We start from the raw sequence: 668 nt of genomic DNA, 5'->3' as shown, positions 1-668 counted from the left end.
CTACCCGGTCGCGGGCGGGGTCGTCCCGATCGTCCCGGCCGCCGTCATCTTCGACCTGGGGCGCGGCGGCACCTTCCGCGCCGTCCCCGACGCCGCACTCGGCGCCGCCGCCTACGACGCCGCCATGGCCTCCGACGCGCCCGCCTCTCACGCGCCTGCTTCTCATGCGCCCGCCTCTCACGCTCCCACCTCTCACGCGCCCGCTTCCCACGCTCCCGCTTCCGGCGGGACCCTGGCCCTGGACGGCGAGACCGTCCAGGGGACCGCGCCTGCGGCGGCGAGCGGGTCGATCGGGGCCGGGGCCGGCGCGCTGGCCGGCGGCCTGGCCGGCGGCGTGGGCACGGCCAGCGTCGTCCTTCCCGGCGGCACCACCGTGGCCGCCCTCGCCGTGGTCAACCCCATGGGCTCGGTCCTGGACCCGGCCGACGGCACCCTCGCCGGCGCCAGGTACGGGCTCCCCGGCGAGTTCACCCACCTCGAGCCGCCCGCCCGGCACGAGGTCGAAGCCTGGAAGCCCGACCGGACCCCGTCCTTCAACACCACCATCGGCGTGGTCGCCACCGACCTCACCCTCACCAAGGCCCAGTGCGGCAAGCTGGCCGCGGTCGCCCACGACGGCCTGGCCAGAGCCATCAGACCGGCCCACACCATGACCGACGGCGACACCG

1 protein-coding gene and 1 pseudogene are annotated in these 668 nt (G+C 76.8%); both read left to right on the top strand.

What is annotated here, in order from left to right; genetic code table 11:
- Positions 1-180: pseudogene (locus ETD85_RS67855) on the top strand (hypothetical protein); the annotation flags it as partial.
- Positions 125-668, top strand: a 544-nt coding sequence (locus ETD85_RS62640; RefSeq protein WP_420847405.1) for a P1 family peptidase, incomplete at its 3' end; no start/stop codon positions are given. The pseudogene ETD85_RS67855 and the gene ETD85_RS62640, both read left to right, overlap by 56 nt.

This window comes from Nonomuraea zeae (assembly GCF_005889725.1).
GTDB classification, from domain to species: Bacteria; Actinomycetota; Actinomycetes; order Streptosporangiales; family Streptosporangiaceae; genus Nonomuraea; species Nonomuraea zeae.
Note: the sequence above shows the minus strand (reverse complement) of the source record. Positions and strands in the feature narration are given on the sequence as shown.